This is a genomic window from Pseudophaeobacter sp. 1A16562 (assembly GCF_041008785.1).
Taxonomy (GTDB): domain Bacteria; phylum Pseudomonadota; class Alphaproteobacteria; order Rhodobacterales; family Rhodobacteraceae; genus Phycobacter; species Phycobacter gallaeciensis_A.
Map to the genome: position 1 here is coordinate 152,011 of NZ_JAXGFT010000002.1, position 16,775 is coordinate 168,785.

Sequence of the window (16,775 nt, forward strand, 5' to 3'; positions counted from 1 at the left end):
GCAACCATGCAGACCCCGCGAAATCCCGGGCTGCAGCCGCCGCGCCCCGACATCAGGAGGACCAGCCATGGTCAGTGTCACATCGAATGCAACGCTCAAACGCCGCCCACCGCCCGCACTGGCGATGCTCCAGCGGGCATCGGGCATGTTGGAGGCTATTTCTCCGGCGGCGGCCTCTTTCGTGCTGGCGACGCTGTTTACCCGGCCAAGACGGCAAAAGTTGCCGAAATGGGAGCGGGACTGGCTGCTGGCAGCGGCGGCGCGGCCCCTGCGGATGAAATCGGGTGTCGAGATTCCACTTTATGAATGGCGCGCGACGCCACGTGGCCATGGTGTCCTGGATGAGGCGCCTCTGCCGACCATCCTGTTGGTACATGGCATGTCGGGCCGGGCCGGGCAGCTCGGCGGTTTCGCGGCGCCACTGGTCAAGGCCGGGTTCCGGGTCGTGGCCTTTGACGCGCCGGGCCACGGGGCAGCTCCGGGGCGTCGCAGTTCGTTGCCGGAAATGCTGTGGGTAACCGAGGAGGTCGCGGCGCATCTGGGGCCGTTGACCGGGATTATCGCCCACTCCAATGGCGCGGCAGCCACGGTGGCTGCACTGTCGCGGGGACTCCGGGTGCGACGGGTTGCGCTATTGGCGCCGCCGACGGATCTGGCGGCCTATCTGGGTAAGGTCGCTCGGCTTTTGGGCTTTGGGCCGAAGGTGGCAAAAGGCGCGCAGACCCTGCTGGAAAAACGCTATGGTCTTCCATTCGATGCGCTGCGCGGCACTGATCTTGCCCGTGGGTTGGCGCAACCGTCCCTGATCGTGCATGACAATGCGGACCGTGTGGTGCCGGCCTCGGAAGGGCGTGCCTTGGCGGACAGCTGGCCGGGGGCGCGGTTGCATGTGACCGCAGGGCTGGGACACGGCAAGATCCTGCGGGATGACAGTGTAATCGCCCGGGTTGTCGACCATCTGACACCTGAGGTCGCGTCGGTCGAAGAGGAGTGATCAGGGGGTGCCCTTTGCACCCGCGTGACGCTTCCGTCTTGGCAGACGGCAGGGTGGCGGCTAGGTCTGTAAGGGATAAGAGACTGCCGACACCCGGCCATAACGGAGGACCCGCCATGCAGATGAGTGATCAGAAGGAAATTGCCGCCCCGCCGACCGAGGTCTACGCCGCGCTGCTGAACCCGGAGGTGCTGAAAGCCTGCGTGCCTGGCGCCACCGAGGTAACCGGCTCCCCGGAGGAAGGCTTCGAGGCTTCGGTTACCCAGAAGGTCGGGCCGGTCAAGGCGACCTTTAAGGGGCAGGTGACCTTGTCGGATCTGGTTCCGGGCGAAAAGCTGACCATCGCCGGTGAAGGCAAGGGCGGCGCGGCCGGATTTGCCAAGGGCGGCGCAAAGGTGAGCCTGGAACCCTCTGATGGCGGCACCATGCTGAGCTATGAGGTCGAGGCCAAGGTCGGCGGCAAGCTGGCGCAGCTGGGCAACCGGATCATCGACGGCTTTGCCAAGAAGATGGCTGATCAGTTCTTCGTCAACCTGCAGACCCATCTGGCGCCCGAAGCGGAAAACGCTGGGGAAGACGGCGCCGAGGATGGCGGCGAAGAGGGTGAAGGCAAAAAAGGCTGGTTCAAGAAAATGACGGGCGGTTAAGGGGCGGCTGATCGGCGCCCGACCGTAGCAGCCGTAGCCTTTCTCTCTGCGCTGGCGCACATGCAACTGCGCGCCTGACCACTGGTGGCTGGATCAGTGGCTGGATAGCCTGCGCTCAACGAAAATATGGGGAGAGGCCATGTCAGCGATCCTGTCTATACGCGATCTGCGCAAGACCTACGAAGGTGGGTTCGAGGCGCTGAAAGGGGCCTCTCTGGAGATTGAAGAGGGCGAAATCCTTGCCTTGCTCGGGCCGAATGGCGCGGGCAAGACAACCTTGATTTCAACCGTCTGCGGTATCACCACGCCCACGTCAGGCAGCGTCACCGTCGCCGGGCATGATATCCTGCAGGAATTCCGCGCGGCGCGGCGGTTGATCGGGCTGGTGCCGCAGGAAATTAATCTGGAACCGTTTGAAACGGTCTGGAACGCGGTGCGGTTTTCACGCGGCCTGTTCGGCAAGCCCAAGAATGATGCGCTGCTTGAGGAGATCCTGAAGAAGCTGTCCCTCTGGGACAAGCGCAAGAGCCAGATCAAGGAATTGTCCGGCGGCATGAAACGCCGGGTGCTGATCGCCAAGGCGCTAAGCCACGAGCCGCGCGTGCTGTTCCTGGATGAGCCCACCGCCGGTGTCGATGTGGAACTGCGCAAGGACATGTGGGAGGTGGTGCGCGAGCTGAAGGCCGATGGCGTCACCATTATCCTGACCACCCATTACATCGAAGAGGCCGAAGCCATTGCCGACCGGATCGGGGTGATCACCAAGGGGCAGATCCTGCTGGTGCAGGAGAAGGCTGATCTGATGGCGCAGATGGGCCGCAAGCAGCTGGAAGTGCAGCTGACATCGCCGATCACTGAAGTGCCCGAGGCGTTGGCAGCACATGGGCTGGAACTGGGCGCGGACGGGCGGTCACTCATCTACAGCTACGACACAAGGGGTGAGCGGACCGGCATCACCGCGCTGCTCAACGATGTGGCTGCGGCCGGGCTGGTGCTGTCAGATGTGGTGACACGCCAATCCAGCCTTGAAGATATCTTTGTCGGTCTTGTCGCGGGAGAAGAGTCATGAACTGGACGGCGGTTGCATCAATATATCGCTTTGAAATGGCGCGTTTCTTTCGCACGCTGATGCAAAGCTTCCTGTCGCCGGTCCTGTCGACCTCGCTTTATTTCGTGGTCTTTGGCGCCGCCATTGGCAGCCGCATCGACGAGGTCGAGGGCATCGCCTATGGCGCCTTCATCGTGCCGGGGCTGATCATGCTGAGCGTGATCACGCAGAGCATTTCGAACGCCTCCTTTGGGATCTACTTCCCCAAATTCATCGGCACGGTTTACGAGCTGTTGTCGGCGCCGATCAATTTCCTTGAGATTGTCCTCGGCTATGTCGGGGCGGCCGCGACCAAGGCGCTGTTCATTGGGGTGGTGATCCTGTGCACGGCCTCGCTGTTCGTGGAACTGTCCATCGCGCATCCTTTTGCCATGGTGCTGTTCCTGCTGCTGACTTGCCTCAGCTTTGCGCTGTTGGGCTTCATCATCGGTATATGGGCGAAAAACTTTGAACAGCTGCAACTTGTGCCGTTGCTGATCGTGACTCCGCTGGTGTTTCTTGGCGGATCTTTCTACTCGATCTCGATGTTGCCGCCGATCTGGCAGAAAATCACCATGTTCAATCCGGTGGTCTATCTGATCTCGGGCTTCCGCTGGTCCTTCTTTGGCACCGCAGATGTTCCGGTGGGGACCAGCCTCTTGGCCATCTGCGGTTTTACCTGCCTGTGCCTTGCGGTGATCTGGTGGATTTTCAAAACCGGCTGGCGCATCCGGTCCTGATCGCTGGGCGATACAGCGCTGGCAGGCGGGCCGCAACATTCGGACGTTTGCCCGGGGTGGTGCGTTGCAAAATTGCCTGCGCACAGGTGCTTTTTCCCTTTGCGGTCGTTTCCCTGCCCCGGGGACCTTGTTTCGGGGCGGGGGGCATTCTACATCGGCGCCATGATCCTGCGCATACCCTTTGTCAAAAAGCCGCCTCTTGTCTCTGTGGTCCGCCTGTCCGGCGCGATCGGAATGCCGGGACGCGGCAGCCTGAGCGATGCGGCGTTGGCCCCTGTGCTGGAGCGCGCCTTTAGCAAGGGCAAGCCCGCCGCCGTGGCGCTGGAGATCAATTCTCCGGGCGGCTCACCGGTGCAAAGTTCGCTGATCGGCGCGCGCATCCGGCGTCTGGCCGAGGAAAAAGAGATCCCCGTGATCGCCTTTGTCGAGGATGTGGCGGCCTCGGGCGGCTATTGGCTGGCGGCCGCGGCCGATGAAATCTGGGCAGATGACAGCTCTGTTGTTGGCTCGATCGGCGTGATTTCCGCGGGCTTTGGCGCCCATGTGCTGCTGGCCCGTCAGGGCGTGGAGCGCCGGGTCTACACGGCAGGCGAAAGCAAATCGATGCTGGATCCGTTCCGTCCTGAAAACCCCGAAGACGTGGCGCGCCTGAAAAGACTGTTGAACGATATTCACACCAATTTCATCCATCACGTGACCAGCCGTCGCGGCGATGCGCTGAGCAAGGATGAGCCGCTGTTCACCGGCGAGGTCTGGCTGGCCCGGCGGGCAACCGAACTGGGGCTGATCGACGGGATCGCGCATCTGCTGCCGAAACTGAAGCAGCGCTACGGCGACAAGGTGCGGATCCGCCGTTATGGCATGAAACGCCCGTTTCTGAGCCGGTTTGGCATGCAGATGGCACAGGATGCCCTGGGTGGCCTTGAGGAACGCGCGGAATTCGCGCGGTTTGGCCTCTGACGTGCTGCTCAAAATCGTTTCCATTTTCCTGGTTGTTATGGCGGTTATGGCCATGTTCGGAAAGCTCCGGCTGCCCGGGCACAAGCAGCTGAAATCTGCGCGTTGCCCGTCCTGCGGACGCTTTAGGATTGGCAAAGGGCCCTGCGCCTGCGGAAAAGGAGGACCACGGCGATGATGCCTTGGTTGTATTGTGGACTGGGCCTGGTGATCCTGCTGCTGGCCGGGGACGCATTGGTGCGCGGGGCGGTGAACCTGTCGCTGCGCCTTGGCGTTCCGGCCCTGATCGTCAGTCTGACCATCGTGGCCTTTGGTACCTCGGCGCCGGAACTTCTGATTGCCATCAGCGCGGTTATGGAAGGTGCCGACGGCATTGCGATGGGCAACGTCGTAGGATCCAATACAGCCAATATCCTTCTGGTTCTGGGCGTGCCTGCGATCCTGATGCGGCTGGATACCAGCAAATGCGCGACGCAGAAAAACTATGTTTACATGCTCATCGCCTCGGTGCTGTTCATCGCGTTGGCTTTCGTCGGGGTGTTCACCCTGTGGTCGGGGCTGATCCTGCTGGCGGCGCTGGCGATTGTACTGGGCGGCGCATTCCGCGAGGCACGGGCACACCGGCGCAACCGGAATGGGAACGCGGAGGCAGCGGATGATCTGGAAGAGATCGAGGAAGCCGACCCCGACATGCCGTTCTGGCGCATTGGTGTCTATCTCGTTCTGGGGTTGGTCGGCCTGCCACTGGGCGCGGATTTGCTGGTAGACAATGCCACGATCATCGCGCGGATGTATGGCATCAGCGAAACCGTTATTGGTCTGACGTTGGTGGCGATCGGAACCTCCCTGCCGGAACTGGCCACCACGGTCATGGCGGCGCTGCGGCGGCAGGCGGATGTCGCGCTGGGCAATGTCATCGGCTCCAACATGTTCAACCTGCTGGCCATCATCGGTGTGGCAACCTTTGTCGGGCCGATCTCGGTCGATCCCGAATTCCTGCGCTTTGACCTTTGGGTGATGCTGGCGGCCTCGCTGCTTATCTTTCCTTTTGTCTTTTTCAAGATGGACATCACGCGCCGGTGGGGTGGTCTCTTGACCGGGCTTTATGTGCTCTATCTGTGGGTCCTGCTCTGACCACAGAAGCAGGCAGGCAATCAGGGAGGCATCCATGCGGGCTTTGGTGACAGGAGCGGGCAAACGTCTGGGGCAGGCGATGGCCCTGAAACTGGCCCGGCAGGGGTTCGACGTTGCCGTCCATTACGCGACCTCTGAGGCTGAGGCGAATACCACTGCCGATGCGATACGGGGCTTGGGGCGGCGCGCTGAACTGGTGCAGGCGGATCTTCTGTGTGAGGCTGAAGCCGTAGAACTACTGCCTGCGGCTGCCAAGGCGTTGGGCGGTCCGATCACCTGCCTTGTGAACAACGCCTCTATCTTCGAGCATGACAGTTTTGAAACCGCGACGCGGGAAAGCTGGGACCGGCATTTCGGCAGCAACCTGCGTGCTCCCTTCGTGCTGATGCAAGCGATGGCCGCACAAGAGGTCGAGCAGCCGTTTGATGAGAGCAATGAACCGCAGGCCTGGGGGCTGGTGGTCAACATGATCGATCAGCGGGTACGGCGGCTGACGCCTGAGTTCAGCAGCTACACGTTGGCCAAATCCGCCCTCTGGACGCTGACGCAGACGGCGGCGCAGGGGCTGGCGCCCCGGATCCGGGTCAACGCTATCGGGCCGGGACCGACCCTGCAGGGGCCGCGGCAGAGCCCGCAGCAGTTCACCGATCAACGGGCCAGAACCGTCCTGCAGCGGGGCGCCAATCTGGGCGATATCACGGCCGCACTAGGCTATCTTCTGGAGGCGCCAGCGGTTACCGGACAGCTGATCTGTGTCGACGGCGGGCAGCATCTGGCTTGGGAAACGCCGGACGTTGTCGGGCTTGAATAGCCCCTGCCGGACCGGTCTTTGCGAAAAGTTTTGCACCACCAGCGCGATGATCACAAACCCGTTACAAAAGTGTCTTTGTTTTCAAAACCTTGTCAGGTATCGGAAAAATTTCAAAACAAAACCAATATCTTATATATCCGCCTAAATTTTAGGCATTTATCCAAAACCGGTCGAAAACAAGGGAAATCGTTGGATAGCCCGAAGATATCTTCACACTTATCCACAGGAGTGGTGGATTTGTCCGCTCTTGAAACAGGCTGGGAAACATTGCAGCGACATGCGTAGAATCATATGTGTCAGGACATGATTGATCAGACATCAGATGCATCGCCCGCGGAACCGCCGCGCAGCGGTTATGCCGTCATTCAGGACTATGTGAAAACGCTGGATTCCTCGCCCGGCGTTTATCGCATGCTCGATGCCGACAGCCGGGTTCTTTATGTGGGCAAGGCGCGCAATCTGAAGGCGCGGGTGTCGAATTACACCCGGCCGGGCAATAGTCCGCGGATCGAACGGATGATCGCGCTGACCACCTCGATGATGTTCCTGACCACGCGGACGGAAACCGAGGCGCTGCTGCTGGAGCAGAATCTGATCAAGCAGCTGAAGCCGAAGTACAACGTGCTGTTGCGCGATGACAAAAGCTTTCCCAATATCCTGGTGTCCAAGGATCACGCCTATCCGCAGATCAAGAAGCACCGGGGCGCCCGCAAGGAAAAGGGCAGCTATTTCGGCCCCTTCGCCAGCGCAGGCGCGGTGAACCGGACGCTGAACCAGCTGCAGAAAGCATTCCTGCTGCGCAACTGCTCGGACGCAATGTTCGAGAGCCGCACGCGCCCCTGTCTGCAATATCAGATCAAGCGCTGCTCGGCCCCATGCACCGGGGAAATCAGCGCCGAGGACTATGCCGCCAGCGTCCGCGATGCCGAACGGTTCCTATCCGGGCGCTCCACCAAGATCCAGGAGGAACTGGCGGAACAGATGATGGCGGCCTCCGAAGCGATGGAGTTCGAGCGCGCGGCCGCCTTGCGCGACCGGATCAAGGCGCTGACACAGGTGCAAACGGCGCAGGGCATCAATCCGCGCGGTGTGGCCGAGGCGGATGTCATCGGTCTGCACATGGAGGGGGGGCAGGCCTGCGTTCAGGTCTTCTTCATCCGGGCGAACCAGAACTGGGGCAATCAGGATTTCTATCCCCGCGTCGATGCCGACAACAGCCCCGCCGAGGTGATGGAGGCCTTCCTTGGCCAGTTCTACAGCAACAAGGAACCGCCGCGGCAGTTGATCCTGTCTGATGATATCGAGAATGGCGATCTGATGGAACAGGCGCTGAGCGAGAAGGCTGGGCGCCGGGTCGAGGTGATGGTCCCGCAACGCGGTGAAAAGACTGAACTGGTCGCTGGTGCCGTGCGCAATGCCCGCGAAAGCCTGGCCCGCCGCATGGCTGAAAGCGCGACGCAGGCCAAGCTGCTGAAGGGGCTGGCGGAGGCCTTCGGCCTAGACGGTCCGCCAAATCGGATAGAGGTCTACGACAACTCGCATATCCAAGGCACCAATGCGGTCGGTGGCATGATCGTCGCGGGCCCCGAGGGGCTGATGAAGAATGCCTATCGCAAGTTCAACATCAAGGGCGATGACCTGGTGCCGGGTGATGACTTTGGCATGATGAAAGAAGTGCTGAACCGCCGGTTCTCTCGCTTGCTTAAAGAGGATCCCGACCGGGAAAAGGGGCTGTGGCCGGATCTTCTGCTGATCGACGGCGGCGCCGGGCAGGTGTCGGCGGTGGCGGAGATCATGGCAGAACACGGCGTGCAGGATATTCCCATGGTCGGCGTCGCCAAGGGGGTGGATCGCGACCACGGCAAGGAAGAGTTCCACCGGCTGGGCGAGAATGCCTTTGCCCTGCAGCGCAACGATCCGGTGCTTTATTTCATTCAGCGTCTGCGGGACGAGGCGCACAGATTTGCCATCGGCACCCATCGGGCCAAACGGGCCAAGGCGATGGGGGCGACACCGCTGGATGAAGTGGCTGGTGTCGGCGCCAGCCGGAAACGTGCACTGCTAGCCCATTTCGGCAGCGCCAAGGCGGTGAGCCGCGCCAATCTGGCTGACCTCAAGGCGGTGGACGGCATTTCCGAGGCGCTGGCAGAGCGGATCTACGACCACTTCCACGCGCAAGGCTAGGCGTCTGATTTTGGGGTAGGGGGGAAACATGCTATTCTGGGCGCGCGTCCCTAGCCGCCCGGAGGAGCCATGGCTGTTTCCCTGACCGTAAAGCCCGTCGCCTACGACACCTATTCTGTGTCCGGAAAGACGCTGCCGGACATTGCTAAAAGCATCAAGAGCAAGGGGCCCAAGGACCCGAACGACAACAAGAAGGTCACCTTTCTTACCACCACGGAGCTGGAGTGCCTCACCGCCAAGGGCAAATACGTGGCGGATGGCAAGGCAAAGGTCGACAAGAAGACCGGCTGGTTCGAGGTCACGACCAAGGTTTCTACGCTGAAGCTGATCCTGCACACCACGGTGCGATGTCCGAAACGCTCGGTCAGCGGCCTGTCACCGCGGGCACTGATCGAATGGTACCGTTTTTATGCCTGTTGCCTCGCGCATGAGGGGGAACATCTGATCAAGGCCAAGAAGGAATGCGAGAAAATCGCCAAGGAACTGGACAAGCTCAAAGGCACCGGGCTGGCCGAAACCGAGGCGGAAGCCCTCAAGCTTGCTCAGGAAGACCTGATGCGGGTCATCAACATCCACATCTTTGACGACCGCAATCGCCTGAACGAGGTGCACCGGAAGTTCGATCATTCCAGTCATCACGGTGAAAAGAAGGGCGCACTTTTGGATACCTCGGTTGGGTGATCGGACCACATTCCCGGCGCAGCGGATCTGCAGCGACACAATTGGTCGCGGCCGGTCTTTGCCGGACCACGTCAAAATTTGATTAAGCCTGCTTTCCACTTGTGAAACAGCCGGATAATGTGCGTCCATGACGTGGACCTTGCCCAATATCCTGACCATCGTGCGGCTGCTGGCTGCACCCGGTCTTGCCATCATGTTTCTCTACTTCAGCCGTCCGCTGGCGGATTGGTTTGCGCTGTTGCTGTTTGTCGGCGCAGCGGTGACCGATTGGTTCGACGGCTATCTGGCGCGTGCCTGGAAGCAGGAGACCAAGATCGGCGCGATGCTGGATCCGATTGCGGACAAGGCGATGGTGGTGATCGCGCTGATGATCCTTGTTGGCTACGCGGCCGAGCATTGGGCGCCTTGGCTGGTGCTGCCCGCGACGGTTATCCTGTTTCGGGAGGTATTCGTCTCTGGCCTGCGGGAATACCTGGGGGATACGGCTGGCACGCTCAAGGTCACCAAACTGGCCAAGTGGAAGACGACGGCCCAGATGACGGCCATCGCCACCCTGTTTTGCCAAGGGGTGTTCGAGCACTATCTGGTGATGTCCTCCTTCGGGATGGATGATGAGCTGCTGGGGCAGATCCTTGCAGGGGAGGTCGAGGATGTAACCGGCCTCAGATGGAAATTCGAAGGCATGGTCTGGACCGGCCGCATCGGGCTGTGGCTGCTGTGGATTGCAGCGGCGCTGACCCTGATCACCGGGGCCGACTATCTGAAAAAGGCCCTGCCATTTCTGAAGGAGACGCGCTGATGGATGTCTTGTATTTTGCCTGGGTGCGTGAACGGATTGGCCTGCCGCGCGAGCGCGTTGAAACGACGGCGGCAACCGTGTCGGATCTGGTCGAGGAATTGCGCGCACGGGAGCCGCGCTATGCGGCGGCCTTTGCCGATATCTCGGCCCTGCGGGTGGCGCTGGATCAGGAGCTTTCCGATTTTGATGCCCCGCTTGACGGTGTTCGGGAAGTAGCCTTTTTCCCGCCGATGACGGGGGGCTAGGCGATGCGCGTTCTGGTGCAGGAAGGCCCCTTTGATCTTGGGTCGGTCACCGAAGCTTTTGCCGATGCAGTGGCCGGGGCCGGGGCTGTGGTGACATTCACTGGCGTCGTGCGCGATGCAGACACCGGCGATATGGCCGCGATGGAGATTGAGCATTATCCCGGCATGACGCAGAAGGCGCTGGAAAAAATCGCCTCCGAGGCGATGACGCGCTGGGATCTTGCGGATGCGCTGGTAATCCACCGCTACGGACGGCTGGAACCCGGAGAGCGCATCATGATGGTCGCAACCGCCGCTCGCCACCGCAAGGACGCCTTTGAGGCGGCCGAGTTCCTGATGGATTACCTGAAGTCCCGCGCCCCATTCTGGAAAAAAGAGGTCCTGCGGGATGGCGAGGCCGAATGGGTCGCCGCCAAGGACGCCGATGAAGACGCGCTGAAGCGCTGGTAATCCGTCACTTCAAGGACATTTAGAGCCTGCATCCGGCCTGCTGGGGGACCCCGGCGGGGAGCTTTCTGCTGTGTACACTTGGGATTTCGACAGGTTTCACGAATTAAAGTAAGTATACATATAATAATTGACACACGGCATCTCTAAAATGTAAGTGGACTTATCAAGTGCCGAGATCGTGGAGGAAAGCGCATGCAATATCACCTGAACGGATTTCGCCCGGGCGATCCCGCGGTGCACACGGACCTGAGACAAAACGGGGGGGATACGGCGCCGTTGCCCGACACGCTGGACGTTCTGATTGTCGGTACCGGCCCCACGGGTCTGGTGCTTGCCAGCCAGCTGGCTGCGTTTTCGGACATCCGCACCGGGATTGTCGAACAACGTGCTGGCCCCATTCAGGTGGGGCAGGCGGATGGGATTGCCTGCCGCTCGATGGAGATGTTCGAGGCGTTTGGCTTCAGCGAGAAGGTTCTGAAGGAATCCTACTGGGTCAATGAAACCTCGTTCTGGCGCCCAGATGCGGAAAACCCCGGCACGATCACCCGCAGTGGCCGTATTCAGGACACCGAGGATGGGCTGTCCGAATTCCCTCATGTGATCCTCAATCAGGCGCGGGTGCATGATTTCTTTCTGGAGACTATGGCCAATGCGCCGACGGCGATGGCGCCCTGGTACAACCAGCGCATCAAGAATCTGACGGTGACCGGAGATGCGGAGTATCCGGTGACCGTAACGCTGGAGAGCACGGAACCCGGCCATGAGGGAGAAACCCATGAGCTGCGGGCAAAATACGTGGTGGGCTGCGATGGCGCCCGCAGCCGCGTGCGCGAGGCGATTGGGCGCAAGCTGACGGGCGACTCCGCCAATCAGGCCTGGGGCGTGATGGATGTTCTGGCCGTCACCGACTTTCCCGACATCCGCATGAAGGCCACCGTGCATTCCGCGGAAGAGGGCAACCTTCTGGTGATCCCGCGCGAAGGCGGCTACATGGTTCGCCTCTATATCGAACTGGACAAGCTGAAAGAGGATGAGCGGGTCGCCAGCCGTAATATCACCCTCGACAAACTGGTCGCGGCGGCGCAGCGGATCCTGCATCCCTATACGCTGGAGGTGAAGGAAACCGCATGGTGGTCGGTCTATGAGATCGGTCAGCGGCTGTGCGACAAGTTCGACGACGTTCCGGCCGAAAACATCGACAGTCAGCTGCCGCGCGTCTTCATCGCCGGGGATGCCTGCCACACGCACAGTCCAAAGGCGGGGCAGGGCATGAACGTCTCCATGCGCGACGGGTTCAATCTGGGCTGGAAGCTGGCCGCTGTCCTGCGCAAGCAGGCGGTGCCCGAAATACTGCACAGCTACTCTGCCGAACGGCAGGGGGTGGCAAAGATGCTGATCGATTTCGACCGCGAGTTCGCCCGCATGTTCAGCGCCAAGCCCAAGACCGGCGATGCTGAGGGCGGCGTCGATCCCGAGGAGTTCCAGAAATATTTCGTGCAGCACGGGCGGTTCACTGCCGGCACGGCCATCCAATACGCGCCCTCGGTTCTGACCGGAGCGGACACCCATCAGGCACTGGCCAGCGGGTTTCCTCTGGGCATGCGGTTCCATTCGGCGCCGGTGATCCGACTGGCGGATGCGCGTCCCCTGCAACTGGGCCATGTGGTGCGGGCCGATGGGCGCTGGCGCCTCTTCGCCTTTGCCGCGGCCGATGACCGGGGACAGGAAGGCGGCGCTTTGCATGCGCTATGTCAGTATCTGGAAAGCGATGCCGCCTCACCTTTGCGGCGCTACACGGCAGAGGGGGCAGATATCGATTCCGTTCTGGATGTGCGCGCGGTGCTGCAGCAGGAGCACCGCAGCCTGACGCCGGGGGACATGCCCTCACTCCTGCGGCCTCTAAAGGGACGCTACGGGCTGCGCGATTACGAGAAGGTCTTCTGCCCGGATCTGAAATCGGGGCAGGATATCTTTGACATGCGCGGTATTGATCGGAGCCAGGGCTGCATGGTGCTGGTGCGTCCGGATCAGCACGTGGCCCAGGTTCTGCCACTGGATGCCCATGAGGCGCTCAGCCAGTTCTTTGACGGCTTCATGATCCCGGCAGCGGGATAAGAGAGACGGAGCTCTGCAGCCCCGTAACGGGGCTGCGGGCCTTATGCCGCTGCGAAATGGCAGGCGACCTGGCTGGCCCCATTGGGTTTCAGGACAGGTTGCTCCTGTCGGCACAGATCCTGCGCCAGCGGGCAGCGGTCCACAAAGGCGCAGCCTTTTGGCGGATTGATCGGGCTGGGCGGATCGCCGGACAGTTTCAGCGGCCGCACATAGCCTTTGGACTTGCGCCGTGCCAGAGAGGGCGCCGCTGCCAGCAGGGCCTGCGTGTAGGGATGTTTCGGACTGTCGAACAGCTCCTCCCGGCTGGCTTGCTCCACGATCTGGCCCAGATACATCACTGCCACATCATCGCAGAGGTGCCGGACCACGCCCAGATCGTGGCTGATGAACAGGTAGGACAGGCCAAGTTCCCGTTTCAGCCGCGCCAGCAGGTTCAGGATCTGCGCTTGAATGGCCACGTCGAGGGCGCTGACAGGTTCGTCACAGACCAGCAGCCGGGGGTTGGTGGTCAGTGCGCGCGCGATGGAAATCCGCTGCCGCTGCCCGCCCGAGAACTGGTGCGGGAAGAGGTTCAGCTGATCAGGGCGCAGGCCGACCAGTTCGAACAGTTCCTTGACCCGGGCCAGACGGCTGTCGGCATCGCCGATATTCATTAGGTCCATCGGCTCGCGCACGATATCCACCACCCGTGCCCGCGGGTTGAGCGAGGAATAGGGATCCTGAAAGATCAGCTGGATATCGCGCCGCCGGGCGCGCATCGCCTCGTCATCCAGTTGCAGCAGGTCTTCACCGTCGAACAGGATCTCGCCCCCAGCCGCAGGTACCAGCCGGATCGTCGACATGGCCGCGGTGGTCTTGCCCGATCCGCTTTCGCCGACAATGCCAAGGGCACGGCCCCGCTCCAGCGTGAAGGACACGCCCCGCACCGCCTCCAGAAAGGGTTGCGGTGCAAAGAGCGAAGGTTTCGGCAGGGCAAAGCGGACCTTCAGATCCCGTACATCCAGAAGCGTTGTCATATCCGGTTCTCCTCGACCGCGTGGCAGGCCGCGGGATGGTGGCCATGGGTGGCCAGAAGCGGCTTTTCACGGGTGCAGCGATCGGTGCGATGGGCGCAGCGATCAGCAAAGGCGCAGCCCGCCCCCAGCAAATGCAGCGGCGGCACCACGCCGGGGATTTCCGCCAAGGTCTCCGGCATATCGCCTTTGCCAAGGGCCGGGATGCAGGAGATCAGCCCTCGCGCATAGGGGTGTTGCGGATAGTCCAGCACATCGTCGGCGCTGGCTTCCTCGATGACCCGCCCGGCGTACATGACCGCCACCCGGTCCGCCATTTCACTGATTGCGCCCATGTCGTGGGTGATCAGGATGATGGCGGAGCCGAAATCGCGCTGGATTTCGTTCAGCAGGTCAAAGATCTGCGCCTGCACCGTCACATCCAGCGCGGTTGTCGGCTCATCCGCGATCAGCACTTTTGGGCGGCAGCTTACGGCCATGGCGATCATCACCCGCTGGCGCATGCCGCCAGACAGTTGGTGCGGATAATCCCGCGCCCGTGCGTCGGGCGACGGGATACCGACCCGGTCCAGCAGCGCCACCGCATCCCGCAGGGCCTGATCGCGGCTGACGTTCTGGTGCAGCATAATGGCCTCGGCAATCTGATCCCCGACAGTGAACACCGGGTTGAGCGAGGTCATTGGCTCCTGAAAGATCATCGCCATTTCCGAGCCGCGCAGGGCACGCATCCGGGATTCAGAGGCACGGGTCAGATCCTCACCATTGAGGCGGATCGCGCCACCGGCGATGCGGCCGGGCGGGGTTGGGATCAGCCCCATGACCGACAGGGCGGTGATGGATTTTCCGCAGCCGCTTTCGCCCACCACGCCCAGGGTTTCACCGGCGCTGACATGCATCGAAATGCTGTCCAGCGCGGTGACTTCGCCATAGCGGGTATTGAAGGTGACGCGCAGGTCTTCGATTTCGAGAAGGTGGTTCATCGTTCCCTCAGCTTTGGATTGAAGGCATCGTTGAGCCCGTCTCCGATCAGGCTGACGGCAAAGACGGTAAAGAAGATCGCAAGCCCCGGGAAAGTGACCGGCCACCAGGCGTCCAGAATGTATTCGCGGTTGGCTCCGATCATCAGGCCCCAGCTCATGACATTTGGATCGCCAAGTCCAAGGAAGCTCAGCCCTGCTTCGAAGAGGATCGCGACTCCCACAGTCAGCGTGGCTGAGACGATCAGCGGCGGCAGGGCGTTGGGCAGGATCACGGTCCAGATGATGCGTTTGTCCCGGGCGCCAATCGCACGGGCGGCGGTGACGTACTCAAGGTTCTTGATCTTCAGGAACTCGGCCCGTGTCAGGCGCGCGGTCTGCGGCCAGCTAACCACCCCAATGGCAAAGGCGATGGTGAACAGGGTGGGCGACAGCAGCGTCACCAGCACCATGGCAAACAAAAGGGCAGGCAGCACTTGAAAGAACTCGGTGACGCGCATCAAGAGGTTGTCGACCCAGCCGCCATAGTACCCGGCCAAGGCGCCCATCGCGATGCCGATCACCATGGTGATCGCAGCCGCAACCGCCCCGACCGCCAGGGTCGGCCCGCCCCCGGTCAGCATGCCCGCAATGATGTCTCGGCCCAGATAGTCGGTGCCAAGGGGAAACTCGGGCGTCACCCCGGGCGGTTCATGCGGAGCCCAGACGATGTCGAAGGGATCGCCGCTGTAAAAGAAGGTGCCGTATAGCGTCGCGCCGATGATTAGGGTCAGCAGCACCACCCCGAACAAGGCCGGAATGTTGCGGCGGAACATCCGCCAGGCTTCCAGTGCCGGGCTTTGGGCCTGATGCTCGGTCGCAGACGTGTCGGTTGCGGTGTTGTCGGACATCAGCTTTTCTCCCTCAGTCGCGGATCGGCCAGCCGGTAGCTCATGTCCGTCAGGATATTGGCGATCACCACCATGGCGCTGGCAAAGAACAGGACCCCCATGATGGTTGGGTAATCGCGGCGCAGGATGGAATCGAAGGCCAGCCGCCCCATGCCGGGCCAGTTGAACACGGTCTCCACCAGCAGCGCGCCCGAGATCAGGTTGCCGAATTGCAGGCCGGCCACCGTCAGGATCGGCAGGGCCGCGTTGCGCAGCGCATGTTTGAACAGGATCGAGCGCTGCGAGGCGCCCTTGGCCTTGGCGGTGCGAATGTAATCGGATCCCAGCACCTCAAGCATCGAGGCACGCGACAGCCGGGCGTATTGCGCCAGATAGATGATGGCGAGCGTAAAGGCCGGAAGGGCGAGGTGATGCAGCACGTCCAGCGCCTGCACAAAGATCCCCGCATCGCGCAGCTTGACCGATTGCATGCCTTCGACAGGGAAGATCGGCAAAACGCTGGCAAAGAGGATGATCAGCATGATGCCGGTCCAGAACACCGGTACCGCATATCCTATGGTGGCAAAGACCGAGACGAAGGCGCTCATTATCCCATTGGGTTTGCGCGCGGCAATTACGCCGAGGAACACCCCGATGATGATCGACAGGACCTGAGCCGTGACCACCAACAGGATGGTCGGCAGGATGCGCTGGGCGATCAGGGTGGCAACAGGCTGGTTGAAGAAGAAACTTTCGCCAAGGTCGCCTGTCACCACATTGCCGACATAGATGCCCAGCTGCGTGATCAGCGGCTTGTTCAGTCCGTATTCTTCGCGGATGCTTTCCAGCATCTCTTCGGTGGCGCCGCCCATTTCCCCGGCAATCACCACTGCCGGATCACCCGGCGCCAGGCGGATCAGCAAGAAGTTCAGGACCACCACACCCAGCATCAGGACCAGCCCATAGCCAATCCGGCGTATCAAAAACGAAGCATTCATTACATGTCCCCGGCAGAAAGAAAGAGGGCGGGCGCCAGTATTCTGTTTGTCGGCGCCCGCCGGTTCAGCCGATC

General features: G+C 61.5%; 17 protein-coding genes. 13 read left to right on the forward strand and 4 right to left on the reverse strand.

Translation table 11 applies throughout. The features are described 5' to 3' along the window. Window positions 1–67 precede the first annotated feature (67 nt). From SM764_RS03125 to SM764_RS03185, 13 genes are all read left to right on the forward strand, one after another. Complete coding sequence (locus SM764_RS03125) at window positions 68–994, forward strand: alpha/beta hydrolase (RefSeq protein WP_368947957.1); 927 nt, start codon at window positions 68–70, stop codon at window positions 992–994. 116 nt (window positions 995–1,110) lie between these two features. Beyond that, window positions 1,111–1,641 (forward strand): SRPBCC family protein, encoded by a 531-nt coding sequence (locus tag SM764_RS03130; RefSeq protein WP_369000981.1) that lies wholly within the window; start codon window positions 1,111–1,113, stop codon window positions 1,639–1,641. Between the two features lie 139 nt (window positions 1,642–1,780). Further along, entirely contained in the window at window positions 1,781–2,710 is a 930-nt protein-coding gene (locus SM764_RS03135; RefSeq protein ID WP_065271251.1) for an ABC transporter ATP-binding protein, read from the forward strand. Beyond that, window positions 2,707–3,468, forward strand: a complete 762-nt coding sequence (locus SM764_RS03140) for an ABC transporter permease (protein WP_369000982.1) — start codon at window positions 2,707–2,709, stop codon at window positions 3,466–3,468. The genes SM764_RS03135 and SM764_RS03140 overlap by 4 nt, the downstream gene beginning before the upstream one ends. Window positions 3,469–3,630: 162 nt before the next feature. Continuing rightward, window positions 3,631–4,428, forward strand: a complete 798-nt coding sequence (locus SM764_RS03145) for a S49 family peptidase (protein ID WP_065271249.1) — start codon at window positions 3,631–3,633, stop codon at window positions 4,426–4,428. A gap of 171 nt (window positions 4,429–4,599) precedes the next feature. Next, window positions 4,600–5,559, forward strand: coding sequence for a calcium/sodium antiporter (locus SM764_RS03150; RefSeq protein ID WP_274829695.1), 960 nt, complete (start codon window positions 4,600–4,602; stop codon window positions 5,557–5,559). Beyond that, entirely contained in the window at window positions 5,531–6,370 is an 840-nt protein-coding gene (locus SM764_RS03155) for an SDR family oxidoreductase (protein ID WP_369000983.1), read from the forward strand. Before SM764_RS03150 ends, SM764_RS03155 begins: the two co-directional genes overlap by 29 nt. Window positions 6,371–6,673: 303 nt before the next feature. Further along, window positions 6,674–8,554 (forward strand): excinuclease ABC subunit UvrC, encoded by a 1,881-nt coding sequence (uvrC, locus tag SM764_RS03160; RefSeq protein ID WP_368947960.1) that lies wholly within the window; start codon window positions 6,674–6,676, stop codon window positions 8,552–8,554. 69 nt (window positions 8,555–8,623) lie between these two features. Next, window positions 8,624–9,235 (forward strand): DUF922 domain-containing protein, encoded by a 612-nt coding sequence (locus SM764_RS03165; protein ID WP_368947961.1) that lies wholly within the window; start codon window positions 8,624–8,626, stop codon window positions 9,233–9,235. A gap of 127 nt (window positions 9,236–9,362) precedes the next feature. Continuing rightward, window positions 9,363–10,034: a CDP-diacylglycerol--glycerol-3-phosphate 3-phosphatidyltransferase gene (gene pgsA / locus SM764_RS03170; RefSeq protein ID WP_065271245.1), complete on the forward strand. Its 672-nt coding sequence runs from the start codon at window positions 9,363–9,365 to the stop codon at window positions 10,032–10,034. Beyond that, window positions 10,034–10,279 (forward strand): molybdopterin converting factor subunit 1, encoded by a 246-nt coding sequence (gene moaD / locus SM764_RS03175; protein ID WP_368947962.1) that lies wholly within the window; start codon window positions 10,034–10,036, stop codon window positions 10,277–10,279. Before pgsA ends, moaD begins: the two co-directional genes overlap by 1 nt. Window positions 10,280–10,282: 3 nt before the next feature. Next, a complete protein-coding gene (locus tag SM764_RS03180; protein WP_368947963.1) occupies window positions 10,283–10,729 on the forward strand; it encodes a molybdenum cofactor biosynthesis protein MoaE in 447 nt (148 codons plus the stop codon). 192 nt (window positions 10,730–10,921) lie between these two features. Then, on the forward strand, window positions 10,922–12,844 hold the full coding sequence (locus SM764_RS03185) for an FAD-binding monooxygenase (RefSeq protein ID WP_369000984.1): 1,923 nt from the start codon (window positions 10,922–10,924) through the stop codon (window positions 12,842–12,844). Window positions 12,845–12,885: 41 nt separating this feature from the next. On the opposite strand, the gene SM764_RS03190 is transcribed toward SM764_RS03185, so the two are convergent. Genes SM764_RS03190 through SM764_RS03205 form a run of 4 tightly spaced genes read right to left on the reverse strand, consistent with a single transcriptional unit; the run spans window position 12,886 to window position 16,701 of the window. After that, window positions 12,886–13,860, reverse strand: coding sequence for an ABC transporter ATP-binding protein (locus SM764_RS03190; RefSeq protein ID WP_274834840.1), 975 nt, complete (start codon window positions 13,858–13,860; stop codon window positions 12,886–12,888). Next, window positions 13,857–14,837, reverse strand: coding sequence for an ABC transporter ATP-binding protein (locus tag SM764_RS03195; RefSeq protein WP_274829687.1), 981 nt, complete (start codon window positions 14,835–14,837; stop codon window positions 13,857–13,859). Before SM764_RS03195 ends, SM764_RS03190 begins: the two co-directional genes overlap by 4 nt. Then, complete coding sequence (locus SM764_RS03200; RefSeq protein ID WP_368947966.1) at window positions 14,834–15,724, reverse strand: ABC transporter permease; 891 nt, start codon at window positions 15,722–15,724, stop codon at window positions 14,834–14,836. Before SM764_RS03200 ends, SM764_RS03195 begins: the two co-directional genes overlap by 4 nt. Then, window positions 15,724–16,701 carry an ABC transporter permease gene (locus SM764_RS03205; protein WP_368947967.1) on the reverse strand — a complete coding sequence of 326 codons (978 nt, stop codon included), beginning with the start codon at window positions 16,699–16,701 and terminating at the stop codon, window positions 15,724–15,726. Before SM764_RS03205 ends, SM764_RS03200 begins: the two co-directional genes overlap by 1 nt. Window positions 16,702–16,775 lie beyond the last annotated feature (74 nt).